The sequence below is a fragment of the Cupriavidus sp. USMAHM13 genome (assembly GCF_001854285.1).
GTDB classification, from domain to species: Bacteria; Pseudomonadota; Gammaproteobacteria; order Burkholderiales; family Burkholderiaceae; genus Cupriavidus; species Cupriavidus malaysiensis.
Window position 1 is genome coordinate 2368592 of record NZ_CP017751.1, and the last position, 18730, is coordinate 2387321.

An 18730-nucleotide genomic window follows, 5' to 3' on the forward strand; every position below is an offset into this window, starting at 1 on the left:
ACGCATCCATTCTTGCATCTTGAGAATCAATTACGACCTCGACGACCTGCGCGCCTTGTGCGCGCTCGACCATCACGGTAGCTTCAACCGGGCGGCCGACGCGCTGTGCATCACCGCGTCGGCACTGAGCCGGCGCGTCGCCAAGCTGGAGAGCGCGCTGGGTGGCCGGCTGGTCGAACGGACCACGCGCCGCATGACCTTCACGGCCCTGGGCATCTCGCTGCTGCAGCGCGCGCATGCCCTGGTGGATTCGCTGGACGAGTGCATGGTGGATACCGCCCGCGTCGCCCAGGGGAGCGAGGGAAGCATCACGATCGGTTGCCTGGCCTCGGTCGCCTACGCGCAATACCCGCAGGCTTTGCACGCCTTCAGGCAGCGCTATCCCGATGTCCGTGTCTTCCTGCGCGACGACAACAGCGCTCGCGTGCGCTCGATGATCCTGGAGCGCGAGGTCGATTTCGGCGTCACGAGCTTGTGGGAGCCTTGCAGCGAGCTTGCCACCCAGGGAATCGCCGACGATGCCTATGTGGCAACCATGCCGGCGAGCCATCCCCTGGCCTCCCGCCGCCGGCTCCGCTGGCGCGAACTGTCGGCCTGCCGCCTGCTCGGCTTCAAGCCGGGCAGTGCCACGCGCCAGCAGGTCGACACAGCGCTGGCGGCGGAAGACATCCATCTCGATTGGTTCGACGAGGTCGCGCAGCTCTCGTCGATGATGGCACTGCTGGGCGCAGGCGCCTTCGTCACCGTGCTGCCAGGACTGCTGGCGCCGGCATTTCCTGCCCTGGTCAGTATTCCCCTGGTGGGGCCGCGCTTGACACGCAAGATTTACCTGGCACGGCGACGGGAGCGCTCGCTGTCACTGCCAGCCGGCCTGATGTGGGAGGAAATCGCCAAGGCCGTGGGGCAGTTCCGCATGATGCGCTGAGCGCGGCCCGTGGCCCACTGCCGATGGCCTGCAGCGCCTTCGCACGGCGCCGTCGCGTTCACGCCTTCCTTCCGGCCGCCACCGCACATCGTGCCCCTCCGGTGTCGCGCTGGTGCCGGCCGGCTAAGCGCGATCGGTGGATTGCATGACCACGCGGTTGCGCCCGGTCTCCTTGGCCAGGTAGCAGGCCCGGTCGGCCACCTGCAGCCATTCCGTCCAGGTCCCCTCCGGCCGTTCGACCAAGGCGATCCCGATGCTCACGGTCAGGCGCAGATGGGGGCCGGCCTCCGGCAGTGGCATGGCCTCCACCCGCTTGCGCAAGCGCTCCGCGATCTCGACAGCGCTCAAGGAGCTGACCTGGGGCAGGTACAGGGCGAATTCCTCGCCGCCGTAGCGCGCGAACACATCGTGCTCACGCAAGGCGTGCTGGATGTTGCGGGCGAATGCGGTCAGCACCTGATCGCCGATCAGGTGCCCGAAATGATCGTTGATGAGCTTGAAGTGATCCAGGTCGAGAATCGCCACCGCGCTGCCCGGCAAGGGCTTGGCCGGCAGCCGCGACAGGAACCAGCGGCGGTTGCCGATGCCGGTCAGCGCGTCGGTGTTCGCCGCCAGCCTGAGGTTTGCCTCGACCCGCTCCTTGACCAGCACGGTCACCAGCAGAGCGATCAGGAAATGGCAGAAGGTCTGAAGGAAGAACACCAGTGCCGAGTCGAGCCATCCCGGGGCGGCAGCCAGCGAGATCACGTGGAAGGCGTAGATCGACGCGCTGACCGCCAGGCAGCCGGCCAGCGGTATCCGCGCGGGCAATGGCTCAGCCAGTCGGTCATGCCAGATCTCGATGGCCGCCGCGAGCAGGAACAGCATCGCCGTCGCCGACAGCATCGCTTGCCGGAGGCTTTCGTCGTGCGGAAGTTCGAGCCTCAGGCTGGCGGCGAGCCAAAGTGCCGGCACGGGAGACAGAATCCGGTAGCGCAGCCTGCGCCTGCCGCTGATCCGGCGCATGCTGGCCCAGAGGAGGGCGTAACCCAGGGAGCCGAGCCAGAGATTGAGTCGCGCCGACGGCCAGAACGGCAGCAGACCGTTGCCGGCCGGCGCCGTCAGCGCCGCCGCGGCGAGGACGCAGAAACTGCCGGCCAGCAGCCCCAGCCCCGCCGGGCGTGCAACCTGCCGATGGCAGTACCAGATGCCGGTCGCCCCCGCCAGTAACGACGTGTCATGAAGCAGGAGAATCGTCGCTAGATCAAAGCTCGCGTGCATAGCGCGTTCGTCGGTTGTACGAATTGTCGGGCAGTCGAGCGTGTGCTGGAAGGACCCCCATCTTCCGATGGGAATGACGCGACCACCTCGATCGCCTGCAGCCGGCACGCCGGCGCAACTCGCCGATCTCCATGGCGCGAGGCTTCGTGGCGCGCTGTCCCCTTGGCACTCGACGGTTCCTTCCGAGCCAACGCCCGTGGCAGGCCGAGCAGGCGCTCCGATCCATTCCGCGCCGGGCGCACGGTTGCGTCACCATGCCTGCAACGGCGTCAGTCACGTTCGCCGAATGGTCGAGCAGGGTTTCCACCTGGTGCAGGACGATCCCGCCAGCCGTTTCACCTTCTGCCTGCGCCCTGCCTTCCGTCCAGGCGGCAACGACCGTCAACAGCAACGGCAATACGCCGATCGCAGCAATGGACAGCCAGCGCACGCCCGTCATGCGTCGCGGGAGGATCTTCGTTGTCATGGGTTCACTCAGTCGGCGCCACGCAGGCATCCGGCGGCCCTGCCGCGACGGCAAAGATCCCGCCGGTGCGGCACGAATCGGACACGGCCCCGGGGCGGTCAGGCCCCGGCCCTGCCAGCGCGCGTGGAACGCAGTGCAGGGGAGCGCGGCGCAACGCGGACGGTTGTGGATCGGCACGCGGCAATTCAAGGAAAGAAACGGCCTGCCGAAGCAGCCCTAACCCCTATGCGGCGACGGGCACTGCCGCGCATCCATCCGACCGCCCGGTCAGGACCGTCGCGCCGAAGCTGCGCAGCCAAGGATAAGCTGCCCGGCCCTGCGCTATCCGATGCGCCGCACCTATCCGGGAAAAACCTGCACGAACCCGATAGGCGCTACGCTTTCCGGATATCCGGCCAGCGACGAACACCAGGACGCCAGCCAGAGCGGTCAGCGCAAGGACGGCCGCAGGGTCACGGACTTGCTGGCAGAAGATGCCCCGGCCACTGCTGCGCCATGCGGCCGGCCGCTGTCTGTGGATTGCCAATGGTTCGTGCGATTCCGCACGGAACAAGACATGGCCAATCGCTAGCTTTGAAGACGGGAGCACGCCGTTGCCGCGAACGGTATGCTCCGCTCGTCGGGAGCATCGCATGGACCGTCCTGACCTGGTCGACACATCGTTCCGCCCCGGTGTGACCATGGCGCGCACACCCATCTATGGCTGCGCACCCGAGCGGGCAGCGGCGTCGCAGATGACAGCATTCGCCACGGCCCTGCAGGCAGGGACCGGCCAAGTCTTCACGGACTACGAATCCCTGCACGGATTCTCGGTACGCGAGTACCGCGCGTTCTGGAAGTGCTTCCTGCAGTGGTCGGAGGGGCTCGCGTGGTCCGGCAGTGCCGAGCCAGTCTGTGTCGGCGACGACTGCGAACATGCAAGCTTCTTCCCGCACGTCCAGCTGAACTATGCGGAGAACCTGCTAAGCCAGACGATCGCGGCGCCCGACTCTCCGGCACTGACCGCATGCCACGCCGACGGTCGACATGTACGCCTGAGCCGCGGTGAACTGCGTGATCGCGTCGCGCGTCTCGCGCAGGCCCTTTCCGGCTTGGGCCTGCGCGAGGGAGACCGTGTGGTCGGCGTGCTGCGCAATGATGCCGATGCGGTCGTTGCCGCGCTGGCCGTTACCGCGCTCGGCGCGACCCTGTCGACCGCTGCAGCCGAAATGAGCGTCGAGACACTGCTCGATCGCTTCGCGCCGCTGGCACCCCGGCTGCTGTTCGCGCACGTTGCGGAGCGGGCCTTCGACAAGGGCATGTCGCTGGCGCACAATGTCGCCGGCCTGGCTGCGGCATTGCCGTCGCTGGAGGGCGTGATCCGGCTCGACGATGGCATCTTGCCGGAGGCCGTCAGGCAGCATGTCTACTCGCTTGGCGAACTGATCGACCGAGGCGATGCCGGGAGCTTCGTGTGGCGGCGCTTTCCGTTCAACCATCCGCTTTTCATCATGTTCTCGTCGGGCACGACCGGCAAGCCGAAGTGCATCGTGCATGGTGCCGGCGGCAGCCTGCTCGAGCATCTCAAGGAGCATCGGCTGCACTGCGACCTTCGGCCCGGCGATCGCTTGTACTTTCACACCACCTGCGCGTGGATGATGTGGAACTGGCAGCTCTCGGCGCTCGCGTCCGGGATCGAGATCGTGACCTATGACGGCCCGGTCTCGACGATCGATACCTTGTGGCGCCTGGTTGCCGACGAGCGTGTCACCGTGTTCGGCACAAGTCCCGCCTACCTGCGGATGTGCGAGGACGCGGGCCTGGTGCCTGGACAGCAATTCGATCTGGGCGCACTACGCGCGATGATGTCGACCGGCGCCGTACTGTTCGATGCCCAGTTCGAATGGGTGCGCGATCACGTGAAGCCACTGCCCCTGCAGTCGATCTCGGGCGGCACGGACATTCTCGGCTGCTTCGTGCTGGGGAACCCGAACCTGCCGGTCTATGCGGGGGAGGCCCAATGCAAGAGTCTTGCGCTCGATGTCCAGGCGTGGGAACAGGGTGCCCGAACCCATGGCGTCGGTGAACTGATCTGCGCGAATCCGTTTCCGTCACGCCCTCTCGGCTTCTTCGGCGACCTGGACGGCAAGAGCTTCCACGCAGCCTATTTCGCCAGCAATGCCGGGGTCTGGACACACGGCGATCGCATCGAATTCCCGCCCGAAGGTACGGCACGGTTGCACGGCCGATCCGATGGCGTGCTGAATGTCCGGGGCGTCAACGTCGGCCCGGGCGAGATCTATCGCGTGCTGAGCGATATCCGGGAGATTCGCGAGTCGCTGGTGGTCGAGCAGCGCTCGCGCGCGGAAGGGCATGTCCAGCGGATCGTACTGCTGCTGGTCTTGCAGGATGGCGTGGCGTTGACTGCCGCGCTGGCCGCCCGGGTGCGCCGCGAGCTCGCGCGCCGCGCGTCGCCGATGCACGTGCCCGACCGCATCATCGCCGTCGATGCTTTGCCTGTCACGCATAACGGCAAGCTGTCCGAGGCGGCCGCGCGCAATGCGGTCAATGGCTTGCCGGTCGGCAATGCCGCGGCCTTGCGCGATCCCGCATGTCTCGACCCGATCCGGAACCATCCCGCACTGAACCTGGCGGTTCGGGAACTGCCGCCGGTCGGCACGTCGCGCGAGCAACTGGAGCACTACTTGCAGGTGCTGTGGGAGAACATTCTCGACTTCGCGCCGATCGGTCGCGATGACAACTTCTTCGAACTGGGTGGTCATTCGCTGCTCGCGGCGCGCTTGCTCGCCGCCGTGCATCAGTCGACCGGGAAAACGATCCCGATCGCGACGCTGCAGGTCGCGCCGACGATCGCGCGCCTGGCCGAGGCGATCGACGAGGGCGTGCTGCCGCCAACATCACCGGTCCTGGTGCGCGCCGGCACCGGCACGCCGATCTTCCTGGTGCATGGATTGAGCGGCTCCGTGATGGAATGCTGGGGACTGGTGCGCGCGCTGCACAGCCCGCGCCCGGTCTACGGACTCCAGGCGCGAGGCCTCGATGGAGAGCAGGCGACGCAGCAGCATGTCGAAGAGATGGCGGCCAGCTACATCGAACAGATGCGCACCGTGCAGCCGGACGGGCCGTACGCGCTGGCCGGCTACTCGTTCGGCGGGCTGATCGCGTTCGAGATTGCGCAACAGCTGAAGGATGCTGGCGAGCGCATCGAATATCTGTGCCTGCTCGACCCCTACGTATATGAGCGCTGGCTGCCTTGGCGCGCGTGGATTCGCCAGTGCTACGGCCGCATGCGCGGCCAGTGGCACAAGCTGCGTGCGGTGCCCGCGACGCGGATGGCAGCCTACGTTGCCGATCGGCTGATCGTTGGCGCCGATCACGTGTGCATGCGCTTCGGCTACGCCAGACTGCGGCCGGACGCCACGACGGCGGCGTATCCGCAGGCGCTCAGAGACGTGCGCGAGACGCTGGTACAGGCGATGACGCGCTACCGGCCAGTCCCCTTCGACGCTGGACCGATTCTCTATGTGCGCGCAACGACCCGCTTGGAGGAGCGCGGCGATCCGATGCAGATGTGGCAGCGCATCGCGTGCGGCGGCCTGATCATCGCCGAGGTACCGGGCAGCCATTACGATCTAGTGGCCGAGCCGAACCTGCAGATCGTCGCGGCACTGCTGGACAAGGTAATGGGGATCACGTGACGGTGACACCGCGGGCACCTGGCATGCAGTACGATCCCGTCGCCGCGCCTCCTCGTCTACTACTGCCGGATCCGGGCTGTCTCTCCTTGAAGAGAGGAGCCGTGCATGTGTGGGTACTGGATGATGCGCTGATCGACCCGGCATGCTCGACGCTCGCGCACACGCTTTCGCCGGATGAGCGGCAGCGCGCCCGAGCCTTCAGGCAGGAAAGGCATCGCAATGGCTTCATGGCCAGGCGGAGCCTGCTGCGCCAGCTGATCGGCGGCTATCTGGCCTGCGCACCCGAATCCCTGCGCTTCAGTATCACGTCTTTCGGCAAGCCAGCCTTGCAGTGGCCACCCGCGGCAGGATTCGCCTTCAGTGTTTCCCATACTGAAGGGATGGCGCTGCTGGCCTTCGCATGGGATTGCCGCATCGGCGTCGATGTGGAGCGCAGGATCGACGGCCTGGACCTTGCCTGCATCGGACGCGGAGTATTCTCCCCGCCCGAGGAGGAGATGGTCGATCGGGCGGGCGCCGATCCGGCCGCAGTCCTGTTCAGCCTCTGGACCCGCAAGGAAGCGCTGCTGAAGGCGCTCGACGCAGGTCTCTCTGGTGCGCCGAGCGCCTATACGACAGAAGACGATCCTCTGCGCGGCGAGAGCCGATGGCGTGCAACACACAACGGCACAGCCATTGCCGGATGGACATGCCTGGACCTCATCCTGGGCCCGGAAGTGAGCGCAGCGCTAGCTGTTTCTCTGGAGGCTCCGAGTGTCATCCTTCATCATTGTTCCCTCTCACCTCCTGCATTTCGCTCCACCTGCCCGCGGGCCCATGCGGGCGGTGTCCCGGACCAGTGCTAGCGTCTGAGCTTCTGCTGGGTACATCGCCAGCGATCGTGCTCTCTGTGGAGAGCACCGGCACCGTCGGCGACGCGTCGGCAGGCAAGCCGATCCTTGCGCTCTCATTCACCGATGACTCGCCCGGACATTACCGGACATTATCGAGATTTCCACGCGGCGTACTCCACGGGCATGCAGACCGCACACGGCCGATAGCCGGCAGCGATGGCCGTCATCTCGTCCAGGAAGAACACGCGATGCTTCTCATAGCCACCACGGGCAATCGCTCGCAGCGCCGCACGGCAATCCAGCCGGCCGTATAGCTTGCCACCCCGATGGCCGCCGAGAGTGCCGGGCATGGCGCTGGCGTATGGCCTGCCGTCAGGCCCGATCAAAGTAAACGTTCGATCCAGGGTGGGCATGGGCGGTGTCATGTCACGTCACTGTGACGTGGCGGGAAGCCGCCACAAGTACCACGCCGCGATCGTGCGCCAGGGACTCCAGGTCTCGCCGAGCGCGCGCATCTGGCGGGGCGTGGGCGCCTGCGCCAGCCGCTTCAGGCGGCGGTACCCCTCCCGCACGCCGAAGTCGTCGACCGGCAGGATGTCGGAACGCTCCAGCGAGTAGATCAGGAACATTTCGACGGTCCAGCGTCCTACGCCGCGCAAGGGGATCAGGCGCTCGATCAGCGCGGCATCGGGGAGACGCCGCGCCTCCTCCAGGCTGGGCACGATGCCGTCGACGGCCGCCTGGGCGATGCCGCGTATGGTGGCCAGCTTGGCGGCGGAGAAGCCGCACGCGCGCTGCAACCCGGGATCGGTTGCCAGCAGTTGGCCGGGCGTTGGGAAGGAAACCTCCGGGTAAAGGGCCAGCAGTCTCGCGAGAATCGCATCGCCGGCCTTGGCATGCAGTTGCTGGTAGGCAATGGCCCGCACCAGGGCCTCGTAGGGTTCGCGGTCAGGCTTGGCCTGAAGCTTGCACGGGCCGGTCGCGGCGATATGGCGAGCCCAGTCGGCATCGAGGCCGGACAAGAACTGCGCAGCCCGCCGGTATGCGCGCGGAGACAGGTCGGCGGCGATGCTATCGGTCAAGATCACATCCCCGGCAGCATGGCGGTCCGCGCTTCGGTGCGCGCTGGCTTGATCGCCCCTTCGTGTTCCAAGAGCCAGCGCTTGCGGTGCAAGCCCCAGGCATAGCCCTTGAGATCACCATTGCTGGCGATGACCCGATGGCACGGAACGACGATGGCGATCGGGTTGGCACCATTGGCGGCACCGATGTCGATGGCCGCCCGGGGATCGTCGAAACCCAGTTCCCTGGCCAGCTTGCCATAGCTCGTGGTCGCTCCCGCGGGTATGCGGCGCAGCGCGGCCCACACCCGGCGCTGGAGCACCGAGCCCGCCGTCGATGTGCGCAGGACGCCGAGCGCCTCCAGGTCGCCCGCGAAGTAGCGTGCGATTGCCTGGGCGATCTCGGCGGGCGGCGGAATCTCGGCGAGGTCGACGATGCCATAGTGCGCGCGCAGGCCTCGCTGCAGGCGCGCTCGATGATCGGCGAAGTCGAGCGCGCGCACGTGCTGCGCCATATCCGTGACCAGGAGCAGGCCGCCCAGCGGCGACTCCAGGTGACTCTTGAACATCTGCATGATCGACTCCTTGTCGGCCAGGGATATCGCGTTCATGCGGAACCCTCGGCAATTGGCTCCACTCTAGCGACCGCATCGTAAGAAGAAACTCCGTCCCTTGCGCTCGAATTCGGAGGCCCATCACGGGTCAAGAGGATTCGCCCCTCGTCTCGAACCGCTCCCCACGCCATCCAGGCGCAGCTGTATCAGATCCAGCAAGGCCCGGACCCGCGTGGTCACGGAATGCCGGTGGCTGTACGCGCCCAGCAATTGCAGCGGCGCAGGGGACAAGTCCAGCGGCACTTCCCGCAACCGGCCCGCGGCAAGGTCTTCCTGGCATGGATAGGCCGCCACGATTGCGAAGCCGATACCTTGCCGCGCGCCCGCCAGTGCCAGCTCTCCGCTGTTGACGCGGTAGCGGCTGCGGACCGGCACCTTGACGATCTCGCCGTCAGCGTCCTGGAACTGCCAGGGCTGGCCCTTCAGCGCGCTCAGGGTGGTGATGCAGGGCAGGGACCTGAGTTCCCGCACCTGGCGCGGCATTCCGGTCTTGGCCAGCAGGGCGGGCGCCGCGACCACGATGCTGGGCAACGTAGCGAGTTCGCGGGTGATGAAGGTGCTGTCGTCCTGGCGGCCGCGATGGAAGAGGATGGAGAGATCCACGTCTTCCCGCAGCGCTTCCAGGCCGGTCAGGCGCGTGTCGCATTCCAGCTCCACGCCGGGATGGAGGCTGCAGAACTCGGCCAGGATGGGGGCCAGCAGCCTTGGCGCTTCGCCTGGCATGCACATTCGCAGGGGGCCGCGCAGTTCGCGCTGCGCCGCACCGAGTTCCTCTTCGGTGGAGAGCAAGGCGTCAAGCAGGGGCTTTGCGCGTTCGTAGAGCAACCTGCCGGCTTCCGTCATGCGCAGATGGCGGGTGCTGCGTTCCAGCAAGCGGACGCCCAGCCTGCGCTCCAGCGAGGCGACGTGGCGACTGACGTTGGACGAGGGCAGGGCCAGCAGGCGCGCCGCGCCGGCGAAGCTCTGTTCGTCGACGACCGCCGCGTAGACGCGGACGGTATTCAGGTCGAGTGAGTCACGCATGACTATCCCGTTTGGGGTATGAAAGCATCCCATTTTCACATGCTAGTTCCCAGGATTGGTGGAATCTAAGATGCCGTCTCGTCCGATGGACCGCCGCCGGCGGCTCGTCAGGACGGCCTGGACAGGAGAGATTCAACGTGGAAATCGGAATACTTGGCGGCGGCGTTGCGGGCCTCAGCGTGGCACTTGCCTTGCGCAAGCGGGGGTACCGTCCCCGCGTATATGAGCGCAGGGCAGGGCCGGCGTCCATGGGCGCTGGCGTGACACTCTGGCCCAATGCCGGCTTTGTGCTGGAGGAACTGGGGCTGCTGCAAGACATCGCGGCAGCGGGAGGGCGGCCGGTGGCGATGCGCCGCCAGGATGCCGCGGGCAACGCACTGGGGGGCCTCGATATTGCGCTGCTGGACCAGCTGATGGGATATCCGACCCATACGATCCTGCGCCGCGACCTGCAGGCTGTGCTGCTGGACCATGCGGCGCGGGCCGGGATCCCGGTGGCATACGGACATCGGACGGTGGCGATCGACCTGGATGCCGTCGGCAAGGCCGTGGCACGGTTCGAGAACGGGGTGAGCATCCGTCCGGACCTGCTCATCGGCGCCGACGGCCGCATGGATTCGGTGGCGCGCGGCTTCGTCGCGGGCCACAACACGCCGGTCTACCAGGGCTTCGTGAACTGGATAGGCGTGGCGCAGGGGCGGGGCGCGCTGGTGGACGATATCGCGATTCAGGACTTCTGGGGCTCGGGCGAGCGCTTTGGTTGCGTGGCGGTCAAGCCGGAGCTGGTCTACTGGGCGGCGGCGCAGGCGCGACCATTGCCTGCTGCGGAGCCCGCAGCGGACATGCGCAAGGAAGTCGAGGATCTGTTCGCGCCATGGCCGGAGCCTGTCGCCCGCATCCTCCGGGCGACGCCGGCGCACACCATCCGGCTGATTGCCGTGCACGACCTGGAGCCGCTGCATACATGGAGCCGGGCCAACGTGCTGCTGGTGGGTGACGCGGCGCACGCGCCGTTGCCGACGTCGGGGCAGGGCGCTTGCCAGGCGCTGGAAGACGCCTGGCATCTGGCCCGCTGCCTGGACGAGGCGGACGGCGGCCTGGATCAGGCCTTCCTGCGCTTCGCGGAAATCCGCGGGCCGAAGACCGCGCGCCTGACCGAGCAAGGCCGGGTCTTCGCACGCGGGCTGTTCGCCACCGATCCCGAAACCTGCCGACTCCGCAACCAGCGCGCCAAGGCGAGCGATCCCATGCGTGACGTGCAGGCCATCGCCGCAGGATGGGCGCAGGGCTTGCCCATGGCCGGCTGCGTGGACAACACGCCGGCGGACGGCGCCGGCAGCCTGTACCGCGTCTGAAAGAGTGGGCCAGACTGGGCAGACCCGCCACGTCACGCCGCGACAATGTTGATCTTGCCGGGTCGGCCCATGGTCGCGCTCCTGGCTGGGCAAAGAAGGGGCCCACGCCGCCTTGGCAGCGCACAATCATGTTGCTCATGTCCCGTATGCGCGCACGCCTTGATCTCCTGCGCACTGAGGTAGGTAGCCACGATCAGCTATGGCTTTAAGCCTGGTCTTACCCATCGCATCGCGATGCGGCTCGAGCCATCGAGCTGAGTTGCGCCCGATCACTGCCGATATTGGTGACCTGATGAGCGACGATCAGTTAGTGCTTGGCATCAACGGCCATCTGTACGTTGAAGCCCACCATCCCAGAGCCCTTGTCACTTGTCGCCATCGAGCGCGCATCGGGATCCGTCATCGAGTTCTGTCCATCTGGCAGCGTCTTGATTTCTTCCTCCATCTGGTCAAGGCTATACATCTGCTGGCGCAGTGGCACAAACTACCCGCGCAGTCGGGTTGTCTGGAACTCTATCTCCGCTGGCTGCGTGCGATCCGCAGTCTCCAGCGCGCTTAGATACCGCTGGATGCTTTCCTCGATCTGCTGCGGGCGCTTGTCGACCTTGCCAGCAATGAAATTGCGGTCCCGAGTGTTGACTGCCCTGAACTTGCTGCCGTCGATGGCGACCTGGGCCTGTGAGAACAGCTGACGCGCCATGTGCAACGTCGCGGGGCTGCGGTCGCGGCCGCTCACCCTGCGGCGTTCGCGAAGACCGGCCTGATGCCAGTTGTCGCGCTGCGCCTGGACCTGCGCCGCAATGGCCGGCACGTGGCCCGGCCGCTTGTGCTCGACGGTCTCGCCCTGGTCGATCTCGGCCAGCCGGTCATAGGTGGTGCAGGGTAGGGCAGTGCCGTCGGCCCACGGTTCCGCGTGCCCGCCCCGAGAGTCGGCCACTTCGATGTGGCGATGGGCGGCGATGTTCGAGGCGTTCCCCCGGCAGATACATCAGCCGGAAGCTTGCGGCCCCGAATGCGGGCCAGGTGGTGCACGTGAAATTTTTATGACATGCGACAACTCCGGCCGTTGCGGTTCGTCCTGGTAGCACGACACCGCGGAGGCTCGCGGGCGTGCGTTCGCCATGACGAAGCACTGGAGTTTCGATGCATTCCTCTCTTGATCCCCACCCGCGCGCGGCACTGGCCTTCGGCCTGGCCTCGTTCGCGCATGCGGGGGCGCTGCACGCGTGGATCGCCTTCCCGCGGGGCGCGCCCGGTCCTCGTCCCGGCGCTTGATCGGCGCGCTCGATGACACGGCAATCAGTCTGCGGGTTCCCTTTTCCACAATCGCCTTTTTCTGTGCGGTCTTGAAGGGTCGGGGCGCGGGCTCAATTCAAATGTCGGCACGAGCGTGCGCTTTGCGCGGGGTTGGTGTCTTTTGCCAGGTCGCTGTGGCGCGGTGGTGCTGGCCGGAGATGGCCAAGACCCGGGCAGGGTGGGGGCGGTGGCCTCGCGGTAGGCCAAGTTCAACTGTCCGCATGCCGTCGGTGGCCCGCGGTCGCGTGATCAGAGAATCTTTTTCATCGACGGTGCAGGGTGCAGCGCGAAATCCCGACTCTCATAGAACGAAACGGCTTCTGGTCTCGCGTCGAGAAACACCGCACTCATGTCGCGTGCGCGTGCGTCAGCTTCGGCGTAATCCATCAGGGCGTGCCCTGCGCCGCTTCCTCGCGCTTCCGCCACGACGACTAAATCATCGACGTGCAGATACGCCCCGCGTGCCAACGTGTGGACCGGCCGCATGCCCAAGACGCCGATAAGTTCGCCGCCTCTGAACGCTCCGACCAGCTCGTAGCCGGAATACGATTGCCTGAGGGTTCGCCTGAGAAACTCAGCCTCGTCCAGCTTGCGCAACTGAGAGATAACAGGGAAGGCTTGCGGCCATTCGACTGGCAAAAGCCGTCGAATGGATATAGCGGCGCGGAGACTCGCATTCATGGATCAGTCGAGTTTGAATAGACGCGTAATTCTTACACATAACCGACCATTTTCGCTCCCGTCAAATGTCCGGTATCGAGTGGCGCGAGAGGGCGCTGTGGGTCGGTAGCCGCCCTTCGGCGTCGGGCGGGCCCGGCATCCGCTATCGTGCAGCCAGCGGCCAATCAGGGCCGGGGCGTGCCCTTGATTGCCCGCTCCGGGTCCAGCCGGTTGATCCGCCGCTGACTCACCAGGCGGTCCTGCAGCGTGCCGTTCATCCGTTCGACGCGACCCTTGGCGTGACTGGAGTTGGCACAGAAGATGTCGACATTCAGCTCGCACAATGCGCGCCCGAACTGCGCGGTGGAAGTGTGTCTTTGAAGAGGGCAAACGCATCCTGCAAGAGCCTGTTGAAGCGACTGGCGTCACGTCGCGGTTCCGCCTGCTGACCACCGGGAACCAGTGGCTGCGCGTCAGCTGCTCACAGGTCTGCGCCATACAGACTGTGTATGGTGCGATCTGGATTGCTACGCTGCGAACATTAGCGTAGACCGCCGCTGCATTTTGCACTGCAGCGCTTTTCCGGGAGTTCAGCTTGAAAGGAAAAGGATTCGCACTGGTCACGTTCGACCAATTCACCGAGATGAGATGACCATGTCCGACATCGACGCCCACCCGTTGTCCGGGTGGTGGAAGATCCTATCTTTTCAGGTCGAGTTCGAGGATACAGGCGAGCGCGCGGACACATACGGTGTCGAACCACTCGGCCATATGGTCATCGAACGCGACCGGATGATGTCGATACTCACATCCAGAGAGCGCCCGAATAGCGATCCGGCGGCCCTTTTCGAGACGATGATTGCTTATTCTGGTTTCTGTCGTGTCGAGGATGAGGACAAACTCATCATCAAGGTCGACACGGCTTGGCATCCAGCCTGGATTGGCACCGAGCAGGTTCGGTTCTTCAAAGTCGATCGCGGCGTCCTGGCGATGACAACTGCGTGGCAGATCCATCCATCGTTCCCGGGGCGAGCGGCTCGCGGTGTGCTGATGGCACAGAGAAGCCATGTCTAGCGCAGGCTCGCGCTCTACCCAAACCATGGAGAGATTGGTTGATGATCAATGCCCATAAAGCTTATGCGATACCCATGCCATCCGACAGCATCCTGGCGCCGCTTTATCGGGGCGCGGACTTGCTGGACGCGTATGCGGTTCAGTTGCCGGCGGGAGCCAGCGATGATCTCGAAGTGTTGGCGCGCGCTGGATTCGAGCGGCAGGCGTGGTGGATTCGTGCGCTGACGCGGGTACGGGACACCATTATGGCGACAGTCGGCGTCAAATCGTCTCGTGCGGTCGGCGTTGCGGCGGCGGCGCGAGGGCCGGTGATCGGTTTTTTTCCGCTGCGGTCGAAGAGTGCAGGGGAACTGGTGATGGGCGAGGACGATCGCCATCTCGACTTCCGGCTCGCGATCCAGCTGCGCGCGGGTGCGGCAGGCGGCAGGGAACTCGTCTTGGTGACCGTAGTGCATTGCCATAACTTGCTGGGACGGACGTACCTCGCGGTAATTACACCGTTCCACCGTGTCATCGCGCGGGCTAGTCTGGAACAGGCGGCAAGGAAGCAAACTACGGCACGGGCGTGCCCTTGATCGCCCGCTCCCAGGTGCAGCCGGTTGATCAGCCGCGAGCGCTTCACGTACCCCGGCGGGTGCTGCGGCCGCGGCGGCTCGCCCTGCAGCGTGCGCGCGCCCGAACTGCGTGTAGCCGCAGCCTTCGGCATTGGCCTTGGCGCTGACCCGGAACACGCTGAACTGATCCGAATAGAACGCCTGCGGCTTGCCGTGCCGCTCGAGGTAGGCCCGGGTGGCGATGAAATAGGCGGGATTCGTAAGGATGCGTTCGTTGACGCCAGTGCACTGCCGACCTTTACGAGAAGCAGCGACGAACCGGCCATCTTGCAGGCGCGCGATGCCTTGTGCCGTGCCATGGCGACCGAGGTAGCTGTCTGCCCTGGCCCAGAGCATATCCGCCTGGAGGTTGATGCAAATCAAATCGCCTCGTCTCCGCAGGGAATGAGCACTAGATCATGAGATTTCCTCAGTCACAAATAGAAATCCTCTTTTACTATTGGCCAGGGATCAAAGGAAGGTCGCATCCCTTTGGCGCCGAACCCCTGCTTACCAACCGTGAGAGGCTGAACAGGTGTTCCCGTGCCATACGATGTTTGACTGTTTGAGCGCTGGAAGGCCTCATCGGGCCGCCAGCGCTGGTGATAAAGATCACGGAAGGCGGCAGCCGGATGGTGGTACCTGCCGAACAGATAGGTAATGTGCAGGCTGGCGAGATCCGAGGGATGCACCGATCAAAACCGCTACCGTCGCAGAACGATGCTGTGCGCAACGCGACCACAGGCTGTTGCGGCAGCCGCCCCTTCCGCCCCTAGGAGATAGATGATGTGTTTCGCCTGCGTAAATCTCTCATTGGTCCCGCTGTTGAACGTCGACCCCGATAGCGAAGCCGAACTCGATGGGCAACCGTTGCAGTTGTCACGGCGTCGCGCCATTGCGTTTGGACTAAGTGCTGTCGCTGGCACTCTCCTTGGCGTACCGTACCGCGCCAATGCAGCCGACCAGAGTCAAAACGATACGATAACTATCTTCCGCAACGGCAAGATCTATACGGTCGAACAATCGCAACCATGGGCTGAAGCGGTAGTCGTCAAAGGCGAGCACATTGTTTATGTTGGCGACAACCAGGGCGCGACGCAGTTTTCCGGAACGACAGCGACTGTTATCGATCTTGAAGGTCGCATGATGTTGCCTGGGTTCATCGAGTCTCACAGTCATTTGTCGACATTAGGTTTTGCTGCAGGGGTCTGGGTCAACCACGAAGACCCTGAAGAAATATATGCGGCAATACGCGAATATGCAAAAAGCCATCCGGATCAGCAGCTTATATCTGGCTTTGGCTGGATGGCCTCAAATTTTCCCGCCACAGGCCCGAAGAAGGAAGCACTTGATGCCATCGTGGCCGACCGCCCAGTCCTTTTAATCAGCAATGACCTGCATAATTATTGGGCGAATTCAAAGTTTCTCGAAATGGCCGGAATTACCAAGGACACGCCACGTGATGTCGTACCTGGCCAGTCATGGTATGAGAAAGATGACAGAACCGGCGAACCAACTGGCTTTATAAGCGAGGTCCCGGCCCTATTTTCCGCACTAGGAAAACTAAAGCGAGAGCATGGTATTGATTTTCTCCCCACCGAAAGTGTGGCCAGTGCCATCGAGGACTGGCAGCTTCGGCTGGCCAGCGCAGGAATTACCACCGTTTTTGATGCTGGATTCGTCCTCTGGCCAGATAGTCAACATATCGGATACGAAATCTTCCAGAGTATCGAGCGACGGGGAAAACTGCGCCACCGGGTCATCGGTTCGTACTATCACAACAATCCGGATGTCGATCCATTCCCTATCCTGAGGAAACATCGCCAGCGCTATCAAAGTAAGCTTGTGCAGGCCAGCGTGTTAAAGCTACTGGCAGATGGGACAGAACTAACGCGTACCGCTTACTATCTACAACCTTATGCCAATCAACCGGACTGGCGGGGAGAGCCGATATTTCCACAGGCGACCTTAGATCGCCTGATTCGAGAAGCCGATGCCGAGGGAATCGACACGCACATCCATTGCACCGGCGACGCTGCAGTGCGGATGTCGCTGGACGCAATCGAAGCCGCGCAGAATACGCGTACTGGTAAAGGCTCGCGTCATACGATCTGCCATGCTTTCCTCACCGATCCCGCAGATATTCCACGCTTTAAGAAGCTCGGCGTCGTCGCTAACACTCAGATTCAGTGGGGTGTCTACGACCCTTACCAACTAAAGGTCCGCGATATTCTAGGCGAAGAACGCTGGCATCGTATGTATTCTTTTAAGTCATTCTTCAAGGCTGGTGCCACGGTTTCACTCGGCACCGATGCCTTGGCGACAGGCTACAAGGTGGTCTACAAGCCTCTCGAAGTCATCCAATCTGGCATGACTCGGCAAACAGTAGGTCGAGAAGATGGTCCGTTTCTACCGCCAGCCACAGAGCGACTGAGCTTGGCTGAATTGATTCATGGCTATACCATCAATGGTGCTTATCAATTGCGAAGAGAGCACGAATTGGGTTCGATCAAGGCGGGAAAGCTGGCGGATCTTATTGTGCTGGAGCGCAATCTGTTTGAGGTCTCCACCCAGGAGGTCAGTAAGGTTAAGATCCAATTAACCATGATGAATGGAGGGATTACACACCGTGACGGCGTCTGATCGGGTGGTCCGGAGGCTGGCCATGCGCTACAGAGGGCATGATGCGATCGGCTACTACCACGCCTCCGATATGTGGGGCGGTTTCAAGTGCGAAGTGCAACACCCCTCAGTTATTGAACAGGAAGCCGGTCCGTGGGATTGGCCAGAACCTGCGCGAGGACTTGTAGCGGGGAGTGCCAGTTCAGGGTTTTGCGCGGCCAGCGTCGGCCCGAAGTCGGTGTAGTGCTCCCGAATGAGGTCGAGCGCCGCAGCCTCGTGCTCCGCCGGCAGTCGATTGTTGCTGGGCCGCCCGCGTCGGCGAGAAACCAATCCCGACGCGCCTTCCTGCCGGTAGCGATCCAGCAACCGCCGGAATTGCCGATCTGTGATCTCTAACCGCTCAGCGGCCACGCCAGGCCGCAATTCGCCGTCTACGACCGCCTGGACGGTCTTGAGCCTGTCCAACTCGCACATGCTTACCGTAATGACCTCAGATCTAGCCATCGCCTGGCGTCTCCATCGCATCTAACCGGGCAGGCTGGATAGCATGAACGACAGGCTAGGCGGACATTTCTACTTAGCCAGATCCGGACATTACAACTTAGCCGCTACAGTTGAATTGCGCATAATGTATAAAGCAACAAATCAAGCTTTAAGCTGCTAGCACCACGCGGAAACCCTTCTCCCGCGCGGCTTGATGAGTGCTAGCAGCGAATTAAAACCCTCGGAAATTTTTTCCAATAGACCGCGCTTTTTGGCCTCTTCCTCGACCAGCGCCAAAAACATTTCGCGCGGGTCCACACCGGCCTCCCGGGCCAGCATAAACGCGGTCACATAATCTGGCAGCACCTGTCCCTTTGCGTATCGATCCATGCTGGATTGAGACAGCCCCATTTCCTTCGCGGCGCGATTAACCGACCGACCGTGAAGCGCTTTCGCTATCAGTTCCTGATAACTCATAGAAATCTCCAATTTCCGCGTTACCCCTGCTGAGGGTAACTTTCGGATTACCCGGAACGGGGGTAACCCCGGTTCTGGGTACACGAGCCGAAATATAACGGGTAAACCGAGCGAGGGGTTAACAATGGGTGCAGGCGGGCGTAGGTGCGTTGCAAAGGCGCGGCTTGGGGTGGACCCATTCCAGAGCCTGACTCGTCCCCAATGGCTCGTAGACGTCCTGGCGCAACGCCGGGCCGAGCAGCAAGTCCGGGCCCAAGAGGCCATTTCCCAGAAGTACCGCGCGCAGAAGG

The 18730-nt window shown here is 63.8% G+C and carries 15 protein-coding genes and 4 pseudogenes; 7 read left to right on the forward strand and 12 right to left on the reverse strand.

The window, feature by feature from the left end; genetic code table 11:
* Positions 1–19: 19 nt before the first annotated feature.
* A complete protein-coding gene (locus tag BKK81_RS10405; protein ID WP_071016319.1) occupies positions 20–925 on the forward strand; it encodes a LysR family transcriptional regulator in 906 nt (301 codons plus the stop codon).
* 123 nt (positions 926–1048) lie between these two features.
* Here the strand turns inward: BKK81_RS10405 and BKK81_RS10410 are convergent, their stop codons facing one another.
* Together BKK81_RS10410 and BKK81_RS35315 are read right to left on the reverse strand one after the other, a co-directional pair.
* Positions 1049–2185 carry a GGDEF domain-containing protein gene (locus BKK81_RS10410; RefSeq protein WP_071012644.1) on the reverse strand — a complete coding sequence of 379 codons (1137 nt, stop codon included), beginning with the start codon at positions 2183–2185 and terminating at the stop codon, positions 1049–1051.
* Positions 2169–2651 carry a hypothetical protein gene (locus BKK81_RS35315; RefSeq protein ID WP_156811203.1) on the reverse strand — a complete coding sequence of 161 codons (483 nt, stop codon included), beginning with the start codon at positions 2649–2651 and terminating at the stop codon, positions 2169–2171. The genes BKK81_RS10410 and BKK81_RS35315 overlap by 17 nt, the downstream gene beginning before the upstream one ends.
* Positions 2652–3283: 632 nt before the next feature.
* Between BKK81_RS35315 and BKK81_RS10415 the strand changes: the two genes are divergently transcribed.
* Positions 3284–6349, forward strand: a complete 3066-nt coding sequence (locus BKK81_RS10415; RefSeq protein WP_071012646.1) for an acetoacetate--CoA ligase — start codon at positions 3284–3286, stop codon at positions 6347–6349.
* Positions 6350–6456: 107 nt separating this feature from the next.
* Positions 6457–7194 carry a 4'-phosphopantetheinyl transferase family protein gene (locus BKK81_RS10420; protein ID WP_231907900.1) on the forward strand — a complete coding sequence of 246 codons (738 nt, stop codon included), beginning with the start codon at positions 6457–6459 and terminating at the stop codon, positions 7192–7194.
* Between the two features lie 137 nt (positions 7195–7331).
* On the opposite strand, the gene BKK81_RS34200 is transcribed toward BKK81_RS10420, so the two are convergent.
* The 4 genes from BKK81_RS34200 to BKK81_RS10435 all read right to left on the reverse strand — a co-directional run bounded on the left by BKK81_RS34200 (position 7332) and on the right by BKK81_RS10435 (position 9880).
* Positions 7332–7595, reverse strand: a complete 264-nt coding sequence (locus BKK81_RS34200) for an Ada metal-binding domain-containing protein (RefSeq protein WP_071036995.1) — start codon at positions 7593–7595, stop codon at positions 7332–7334.
* A gap of 18 nt (positions 7596–7613) precedes the next feature.
* The gene (locus tag BKK81_RS10425) at positions 7614–8264 is read right to left on the reverse strand and encodes a DNA-3-methyladenine glycosylase family protein (protein ID WP_071016321.1); all 651 of its coding nucleotides are present in this window, start codon (positions 8262–8264) and stop codon (positions 7614–7616) included.
* Positions 8265–8266: 2 nt separating this feature from the next.
* A complete protein-coding gene (locus BKK81_RS10430) occupies positions 8267–8818 on the reverse strand; it encodes a methylated-DNA--[protein]-cysteine S-methyltransferase (RefSeq protein ID WP_071016323.1) in 552 nt (183 codons plus the stop codon).
* A 120-nt stretch (positions 8819–8938) separates the two neighbouring features.
* Positions 8939–9880: a LysR family transcriptional regulator gene (locus BKK81_RS10435; protein WP_071012648.1), complete on the reverse strand. Its 942-nt coding sequence runs from the start codon at positions 9878–9880 to the stop codon at positions 8939–8941.
* Positions 9881–10017: 137 nt separating this feature from the next.
* On the opposite strand from BKK81_RS10435, the gene BKK81_RS10440 reads away from it, so the two are divergent.
* A complete protein-coding gene (locus BKK81_RS10440; protein ID WP_071012649.1) occupies positions 10018–11235 on the forward strand; it encodes an FAD-dependent monooxygenase in 1218 nt (405 codons plus the stop codon).
* Positions 11236–11418: 183 nt separating this feature from the next.
* On the opposite strand, the pseudogene BKK81_RS10445 reads toward BKK81_RS10440, so the two are convergent.
* The 3 genes and pseudogenes from BKK81_RS10445 to BKK81_RS35320 all read right to left on the reverse strand — a co-directional run.
* Positions 11419–11923 (reverse strand): annotated as a pseudogene (locus BKK81_RS10445) (IS5/IS1182 family transposase); the annotation flags it as partial.
* A gap of 857 nt (positions 11924–12780) precedes the next feature.
* Positions 12781–13212: a GNAT family N-acetyltransferase gene (locus BKK81_RS10450; protein ID WP_071012651.1), complete on the reverse strand. Its 432-nt coding sequence runs from the start codon at positions 13210–13212 to the stop codon at positions 12781–12783.
* A gap of 212 nt (positions 13213–13424) precedes the next feature.
* A pseudogene (locus tag BKK81_RS35320) lies at positions 13425–13550 on the reverse strand (ISNCY-like element ISCARN63 family transposase); the annotation flags it as partial.
* A 295-nt stretch (positions 13551–13845) separates the two neighbouring features.
* Here BKK81_RS35320 and BKK81_RS10455 point away from each other — a divergent pair.
* Positions 13846–14265 (forward strand): lipocalin-like domain-containing protein, encoded by a 420-nt coding sequence (locus BKK81_RS10455; RefSeq protein ID WP_197523905.1) that lies wholly within the window; start codon positions 13846–13848, stop codon positions 14263–14265.
* A gap of 41 nt (positions 14266–14306) precedes the next feature.
* Positions 14307–14840 carry a DUF2867 domain-containing protein gene (locus BKK81_RS10460; protein WP_071012655.1) on the forward strand — a complete coding sequence of 178 codons (534 nt, stop codon included), beginning with the start codon at positions 14307–14309 and terminating at the stop codon, positions 14838–14840.
* Positions 14841–14933: 93 nt separating this feature from the next.
* Here BKK81_RS10460 and BKK81_RS36995 read toward each other — a convergent pair.
* A pseudogene (locus tag BKK81_RS36995) lies at positions 14934–15071 on the reverse strand (ISNCY family transposase); the annotation flags it as partial.
* Between the two features lie 570 nt (positions 15072–15641).
* On the opposite strand from BKK81_RS36995, the gene BKK81_RS10465 reads away from it, so the two are divergent.
* Positions 15642–17501, forward strand: a complete 1860-nt coding sequence (locus BKK81_RS10465) for an amidohydrolase (RefSeq protein WP_083384048.1) — start codon at positions 15642–15644, stop codon at positions 17499–17501.
* 249 nt (positions 17502–17750) lie between these two features.
* Here BKK81_RS10465 and BKK81_RS36365 read toward each other — a convergent pair.
* Positions 17751–18005: pseudogene (locus BKK81_RS36365) on the reverse strand (helix-turn-helix domain-containing protein); the annotation flags it as partial.
* A 135-nt stretch (positions 18006–18140) separates the two neighbouring features.
* Positions 18141–18440: a hypothetical protein gene (locus BKK81_RS10470; protein WP_071012657.1), complete on the reverse strand. Its 300-nt coding sequence runs from the start codon at positions 18438–18440 to the stop codon at positions 18141–18143.
* Between the last annotated feature and the right edge of the window lie 290 nt (positions 18441–18730).

What these genes read in the sequence shown, in the direction of transcription:
- BKK81_RS10410 (WP_071012644.1), bottom strand. Translation starts at nt 2,185, where the DNA reads ATGCACGCGAGCTTTGATCTAGCGACGATTCTCCTGCTTCATGACACG.
- BKK81_RS35315 (WP_156811203.1), bottom strand. Translation starts at nt 2,651, where the DNA reads ATGACAACGAAGATCCTCCCGCGACGCATGACGGGCGTGCGCTGGCTG.
- BKK81_RS10415 (WP_071012646.1), top strand. Translation starts at nt 3,284, where the DNA reads ATGGACCGTCCTGACCTGGTCGACACATCGTTCCGCCCCGGTGTGACC.
- BKK81_RS34200 (WP_071036995.1), bottom strand. Translation starts at nt 7,595, where the DNA reads ATGCCCACCCTGGATCGAACGTTTACTTTGATCGGGCCTGACGGCAGG.
- BKK81_RS10430 (WP_071016323.1), bottom strand. Translation starts at nt 8,818, where the DNA reads ATGCAGATGTTCAAGAGTCACCTGGAGTCGCCGCTGGGCGGCCTGCTC.
- BKK81_RS10435 (WP_071012648.1), bottom strand. Translation starts at nt 9,880, where the DNA reads ATGCGTGACTCACTCGACCTGAATACCGTCCGCGTCTACGCGGCGGTC.
- BKK81_RS10450 (WP_071012651.1), bottom strand. Translation starts at nt 13,212, where the DNA reads ATGAATGCGAGTCTCCGCGCCGCTATATCCATTCGACGGCTTTTGCCA.
- BKK81_RS10455 (WP_197523905.1), top strand. Translation starts at nt 13,846, where the DNA reads ATGTCCGACATCGACGCCCACCCGTTGTCCGGGTGGTGGAAGATCCTA.
- BKK81_RS10460 (WP_071012655.1), top strand. Translation starts at nt 14,307, where the DNA reads ATGATCAATGCCCATAAAGCTTATGCGATACCCATGCCATCCGACAGC.
- BKK81_RS10465 (WP_083384048.1), top strand. Translation starts at nt 15,642, where the DNA reads ATGATGTGTTTCGCCTGCGTAAATCTCTCATTGGTCCCGCTGTTGAAC.
- BKK81_RS10470 (WP_071012657.1), bottom strand. Translation starts at nt 18,440, where the DNA reads ATGAGTTATCAGGAACTGATAGCGAAAGCGCTTCACGGTCGGTCGGTT.